Here is a 5251-nt window from a genome sequence, read left to right as displayed (position 1 = left end):
CGTGTAATGCTCCGACACCCAGATCGTCACCGCCGGCGCGCCGCCCTTGAAATAGTTGCCCGCGGGCGATGCGATGACGAGATACAGATATTCCGCCGCCGGCTTGACGCCCAGGAACACCTCGCTCGCGAACATGAACGGGCGCAGGTAGAGCGAGCCGCCCTCGATCTGCGGGATCCAGTCGCGGTCGGCCTTCACCAGCGCCTCGATCGAGCCGAGGAACAGGTCGTCGGGGAGCTCGGGCATCGCCATGCGCTGCGCCGATTCGCGGAAGCGGCGGGCATTCTCGCGCGGGCGGAACAGCGCGGTGCCGCCATCTTCCATGCGATAGGCCTTGAGCCCCTCGAAGATCTCCTGCGCATAGTGCAGCACCGCGGTCGCCGGATCGAGGCTCAGCGGCCCGCGCGCGGTGATCTTCGCGTCGTGCCAGCCCTTGGCGTCGGACCAGCGCACCATCGCCATGTGATCGGTGAATACCTTGCCGAAGCCCGGATTCTCGAGAATGCGGCTGCGCTCGCTCGCTTCGATCGGGGCCTGGTTGGCTTCGAAGTCGAACTGCAGGCTGCTCACATCGCTCTCCATGAATCTGCCGGTTGCGCACGCCTAAGCCCGATGGCAAAACAGGTCAACATGGCTGTCCCAACCGCCTCCCCGCTATTCCTGCGCGAAGCCGAGATCCGGCGCGGGGTCGAGCTGCTCTATTTCGGCTACAGCCATCTGACGCGTTCGATCGACGAGGGGTTGGCCGCGCAGGGCCTCGGCCGCGCGCACCACCGCGCGCTCTACTTCGTCGCGCGCCAGCCGGACCTGACCGTAGGGGAGTTGATCGCGCTGCTCGCGATCACCAAGCAATCGCTCGGCCGCGTGCTGGGGGACCTCACCGAGCGCGGCCTGATCGAGACGCGCCCGGGCCGCGAGGATCGCCGCCAGCGCCTGCTGCGCCTCACGCCCGAGGGAACGAAGCTCGAAGCCGAGCTGTTCGACGCGCTGCGCGACAAGATGTCGGCGGCCTATTCGAGCGCGGGCCAGGGCGCGGTCGGCGGCTTCTGGGCGGTACTGGAGGGCCTGATCCCCGAAGCCGAGCGCAAGCGCGTGTCCGCGCTGGGACGGTAGCGCCCCTCCCCACCCACTACCGTCACCCCGAGCCTGTTTCAGGGCCCATTTCTCCGCAGCGACTAAGCCGCCGGCGGCACCGTGGATGCTGAAGCAGGTTCAGCATGACGGGAGTGGGAAAGAGAAAGTGATTGCCTCAGGCGACCTTGAACCCTTCCTTGTTCATCGCCGTCGTCAGCAGCTTGTTCTTCTCGTCCGACAGCTGCGTGCGCAGCGCCGGGAACAGCCGCTCCTCCTCGTCGTCCATATGCTCCTCAAGGTCGGCGCGGAACTTGCGCACCTTCTCCAGGAACGCCGGGCCGGTGTTGGGCATGTTCTCCAGCTCGTAGAGATACTGCTTCACATAGCCATGCTCGCGGTTGAGCTCATCGGCTTCCTCGATCTTTCCGGACTCGCGCAGGGCCGGATAGATCACATTCTCTTCCTCGATCGCATGCTTGGCGAGCGCGTGCTTGATCTGCATCAGCAGCATCGAGCGCCGGCCCGAGGCCTTGTCGTCGGTCGCCTCGAGCGCGTCGAACAGCTTGAGCACCGCCTGGTGCTCGGCGATCAGCCCGTCCATCCAGTCGCCCGCCAGCATCGTCGGCGATTGCACCGCGGCCTTGCGCCCGAGCATCGCCAGTACGCCGAGCGCCGCGCCGCCCGCGACCGCCCCGGCGATCGCGCCGAAGCTGCCCATGCGATTGCCATTCTCGTCCTTGAAGCGGCCCTTGCTGTCGCGGGCCTGAGTCGTCGTCGCCATCACGTGCCTCCGTCCAAAGGGTGTGGCGCTTCAACCAATTGGCGGCGTCGACGTTCCCCTCAACCGCGTGCGGCAGCCGCCATTTCGGCGTCGCGCCGCACCGACGCGGCGAGCGTCTCGGCAAGCAGCCGCTTGATCGCATCGCCGGCGTCGAGCACGTTCAGCCCCGCCCGGGTCGAGCCGCCCGGGCTCGCCACCTTGTTCGCCAGCGCGTCGGGCGTGTCGCTCGATCCGGCGGCGAGCAGCGCTCCGCCCTCGACCGTCGCCAGCGCCAGCCGCAGCGCCTGCTCGGCCGGAAGCCCGAGCTCAGCCCCCGCTGCCGCGAGCGCATCGATGAAGCGATAGGCATAGGCCGGCCCGCAGCCGATCAGGCAGCCCATGATGCTGAACTGCTCGGCATCGGCCCATTCGAAGCGCCCGAGCGGCGCCATCAGCGCCTCGACCGAGGCGCGCGCGCGGGCGTCCGCGCTGTCCGACTGCAGGATCACCACGCCCTTGCCGAGCTCGACCGGCAGGTTGGGCATCGTCCGCACCACCGCCTTCGCATCGAACCGCGCCGCGACCGCCGCCTCCTCGGCCCCGGCGAGGATCGAGATCAGCAGCTTCACCCCGGCGATGCGCTCCGCGACCTGCCCCGCCACCTCGTCGATCTGCTGCGGCTTCACCCCCAGCATCACCGCGTCGGGCAACGGCCCCTCGGGCAGCACCCGCCCCTGCCGCACGCCCTCGGGCAGCTCGCGATCCGTGCGGTTGAGCACGAACACGTCCTCGCCGCGCACCGCGCCCGCCGCGATCCAGCGCCGCAGCATCGCCCCGGCCATGTTGCCGCAGCCGATCAGCCAGAGGGTTTTCGGAATGGCCACCGCCTCTTCTCCAAATCGTCGCCCCGCCCGGTGCCGGGTCCACCGCGGGCAATCGCCCGGTTCGCGGCCTTGCGGCAAGCGGGCTTCCGGCACAAGATCGCGCGATGCGGATATGGCTGCCATTCCTGATTCCGGTCGTTCAGCACGCATTCTCTCCTCGCACGTAGCTGCAGCCTCAAGAGGAAATGCATGACCAAGCTCGATCTGAAGAAGGAATATCGGGATCTCTTCAACCCGCCGAAGCAGGGGTTTGTGGAAGTGTCGCCGCCGCAGATGTCTTTTGTGAAGGTGGACGGCGCCGGCGATCCCAATCATGCCCCTGCATACGGGACGGCGATCGAATGGCTGTACGGCGTGAGCTACGCGATGAAGTTCGCGGCGAAGGATATGTTGCGCCGCGACTATGTCGTGCCGCCGCTCGAAGCCCTATGGTGGTCCGACGATCCCGGCACCTTTGTCCGCCGAGAAAAGGATCGCTGGCAGTGGACCGTCATGATCATGGCGCCGGATTTCATCACGACCGGGATGTTTGAGGACGCGGTGGCAAGGATGCTGGCCAAGCGGCACGACAGACCGTCGACCCTGAGGTTTGAGATCTATGCCGAAGGCCGGTCGCTGCAGATCATGCATATCGGCAGCTATGATGACGAAGGCCCTGTACTCGAGCGCTTGCACGAGGAAGTGATGCCCGGTCTGGGGGTAACCTTCGGTGGTCCCCATCACGAGATCTATCTCAGCGATCCCCGCCGGACGGCGCCGGCGAAGCTCAGGACGGTCCTTCGCCAGCCGGTCCGGAACATCTGATCGGACCGCACCGCCTGTGGCGCCGAGCCGCTCTTCGCAGTGGAATATTCATACGCCGATTTGAGTGAGGCCAGTCCGGCTCATCACCGTCTGAGAGACGGCCTCCCGATCCGTCCGCCGCGGAACCGCTAAGCCTCGCCCTGGGTCTCGATCAGCGCCGCCGCCAACGCTTCCTTGGGCGACTTGCCGCCCCACAGCACGAACTGGAACACGGGGTAGAAGCGCTCGCACTCGTCGATCGCGCTCTCGACCAGCAGCTCGGTCTGCGGGAGCGTCATCGATCCGCCGTCGTCGCCCGGCACCATCGCGGCGTGGCGGAACAGCAGGATGCCGCTCGACGACCACAATTCGAAATGCCCGATCCACAGCTGCTCGTTGACCAGCCCGATCGCCTCGTAGATGTCGCCGCGCCGCTCCTCGGGAACGCGCACGTCGGGGAACGCCAGGAACTGAAGCACCCCGTCGTCCTCGCGCCAGATCGCGCGCAGCTCGTACTCGGTCCAGCTGCCCTTTACGCGTGCGACGATCTCGTCGTCCTCGCGCTCATGGCTCCAGCCATGCGCCGCGTAATAGCTTTCCAGCATGTCGATCGGCGCGGCATCGTCGCGCTCATATTCGCTCTCGTCGAGCATCCCGGTCGTCCTCCGCCCGGCCCTTGCCTGAGCGCATGGGTGCCCTGCCCCGCTGCGCCGCACAAGCGCTTATGGTGAACAAAGCGTAGATAGATGTGGAAAAGCGCATGTCCTCAGGCGCCGTTGCGGCTCCAAAACTAAAGCGCCGGATCGGCATCGCCCTTCTTGGTCCGCACCTTCTTCGGCGCCGCAGCCTTCGCCGCGGGAGCCGCCGTCTTCGCCATGGGCGCGCCGCCCAGCTTCGCCTCGAGCGCCTCGATCCGCGCCTTGAGCGCCTCATTCTCGTCGCGCGCCGCCGCGGCCATCGCCTTGACCGCCTCGAACTCGTCGCGGGCGACGAAGTCCACGCCGCCGACGAAGCTCTTGAAGCGCTCGCGCGCCGCCGCCTCGCCTTCGCGCGCCATCCCCGCAAAGGTTCCGGCGGCGCCATTGAGGACCTTCACGAAGTCGTCGAAAATGCGGTTATCGCTCTGCATGTAACTCGAACCTAACTCTGGAATATTTCAAATCGACATTTGGGGTGCCGACTGCCCGGGTACAAGCGTTTCCGCATTGGGGTTCAGCTGATCGATCTTGTAGTTGAGTAACCCGGCAAAGCACAGCCACGCCAGATAAGGCACCATCAGCCACGCCGCGCCCTTGCGGATCCGCCCGAACAGGATCGTCGTGGCTAGCGCCAGCACGAAGATCACGCCGATCAGCAGCAGCGCCGCCGAGACCTGGTGGAAGCCGAAGAACAAGGGCGACCAGGCGAGGTTCGCCGCGAGCTGCACCGCGAACAGCGCCAGCGCCGGCCCGCGCAGCCGCGATCCCCGCGCATTGACGATCATCGCCAGCGCCAGACCCATCAGCACGTAGAGCAAGGTCCACGCCACCGGAAACGCCCAGCCGGGCGGCGTCTCGGCCGGTTTCTGCAGCATCTGGTACCACAGGTTGGCCTCGCCGCTCGGGAACAGCCGTCCCGAGGCGAAGCCCAGCAGCACGACGAACGGCACGGTGACGATCGCCCAGCGCAGATAGGCGAGGCGCAACTGACCCTTGGACGCGATCTCCATCCTCGACCCCCTACCGGCGACGTTCACTCCGCCGGTTGCGGC

Annotated in this window: 7 protein-coding genes and 1 pseudogene; 2 read left to right on the top strand and 6 right to left on the bottom strand. The window is 66.8% G+C overall.

The genetic code is table 11. The features are described 5' to 3' along the window. Positions 1–582 (bottom strand): annotated as a pseudogene (locus tag ABDV68_RS18205) (branched chain amino acid aminotransferase); the annotation flags it as partial. A 48-nt stretch (positions 583–630) separates the two neighbouring features. On the opposite strand from ABDV68_RS18205, the gene ABDV68_RS18200 reads away from it, so the two are divergent. Continuing rightward, positions 631–1113 (top strand): MarR family transcriptional regulator, encoded by a 483-nt coding sequence (locus ABDV68_RS18200; protein ID WP_343521512.1) that lies wholly within the window; start codon positions 631–633, stop codon positions 1111–1113. A gap of 136 nt (positions 1114–1249) precedes the next feature. On the opposite strand, the gene ABDV68_RS18195 is transcribed toward ABDV68_RS18200, so the two are convergent. Together ABDV68_RS18195 and ABDV68_RS18190 are read right to left on the bottom strand one after the other, a co-directional pair. Then, positions 1250–1855, bottom strand: a complete 606-nt coding sequence (locus ABDV68_RS18195; protein ID WP_343521511.1) for a hemerythrin domain-containing protein — start codon at positions 1853–1855, stop codon at positions 1250–1252. A 59-nt stretch (positions 1856–1914) separates the two neighbouring features. Beyond that, positions 1915–2718 carry a pyrroline-5-carboxylate reductase dimerization domain-containing protein gene (locus ABDV68_RS18190; RefSeq protein WP_343521510.1) on the bottom strand — a complete coding sequence of 268 codons (804 nt, stop codon included), beginning with the start codon at positions 2716–2718 and terminating at the stop codon, positions 1915–1917. Positions 2719–2907: 189 nt separating this feature from the next. Here ABDV68_RS18190 and ABDV68_RS18185 point away from each other — a divergent pair, with 189 nt between their 5' ends. Next, positions 2908–3522: a GyrI-like domain-containing protein gene (locus tag ABDV68_RS18185; protein WP_343521509.1), complete on the top strand. Its 615-nt coding sequence runs from the start codon at positions 2908–2910 to the stop codon at positions 3520–3522. 128 nt (positions 3523–3650) lie between these two features. On the opposite strand, the gene ABDV68_RS18180 is transcribed toward ABDV68_RS18185, so the two are convergent. The 3 genes from ABDV68_RS18180 to ABDV68_RS18170 form a co-directional block, all read right to left on the bottom strand. Next, a complete protein-coding gene (locus ABDV68_RS18180; RefSeq protein ID WP_343521508.1) occupies positions 3651–4154 on the bottom strand; it encodes a YbjN domain-containing protein in 504 nt (167 codons plus the stop codon). Positions 4155–4291: 137 nt separating this feature from the next. Beyond that, positions 4292–4630 (bottom strand): accessory factor UbiK family protein, encoded by a 339-nt coding sequence (locus tag ABDV68_RS18175; protein WP_343521507.1) that lies wholly within the window; start codon positions 4628–4630, stop codon positions 4292–4294. Between the two features lie 27 nt (positions 4631–4657). Beyond that, positions 4658–5209 carry a TspO/MBR family protein gene (locus tag ABDV68_RS18170; protein ID WP_343521506.1) on the bottom strand — a complete coding sequence of 184 codons (552 nt, stop codon included), beginning with the start codon at positions 5207–5209 and terminating at the stop codon, positions 4658–4660. Between the last annotated feature and the right edge of the window lie 42 nt (positions 5210–5251).

Origin of the sequence: Sphingomonas sp., assembly GCF_039595165.1 — a bacterium.
In the GTDB taxonomy this organism is placed as follows: domain Bacteria; phylum Pseudomonadota; class Alphaproteobacteria; order Sphingomonadales; family Sphingomonadaceae; genus Sphingomonas.
Note: the sequence above shows the minus strand (reverse complement) of the source record. Positions and strands in the feature narration are given on the sequence as shown.

Bases quoted from the DNA above. Each gene is read 5' to 3' on its own strand.
- ABDV68_RS18200 (WP_343521512.1), top strand. From the start codon at position 631: ATGGCTGTCCCAACCGCCTCCCCGCTATTCCTGCGCGAAGCCGAGATC.
- ABDV68_RS18195 (WP_343521511.1), bottom strand. From the start codon at position 1,855: ATGGCGACGACGACTCAGGCCCGCGACAGCAAGGGCCGCTTCAAGGAC.
- ABDV68_RS18185 (WP_343521509.1), top strand. From the start codon at position 2,908: ATGACCAAGCTCGATCTGAAGAAGGAATATCGGGATCTCTTCAACCCG.
- ABDV68_RS18180 (WP_343521508.1), bottom strand. From the start codon at position 4,154: ATGCTCGACGAGAGCGAATATGAGCGCGACGATGCCGCGCCGATCGAC.
- ABDV68_RS18175 (WP_343521507.1), bottom strand. From the start codon at position 4,630: ATGCAGAGCGATAACCGCATTTTCGACGACTTCGTGAAGGTCCTCAAT.
- ABDV68_RS18170 (WP_343521506.1), bottom strand. From the start codon at position 5,209: ATGGAGATCGCGTCCAAGGGTCAGTTGCGCCTCGCCTATCTGCGCTGG.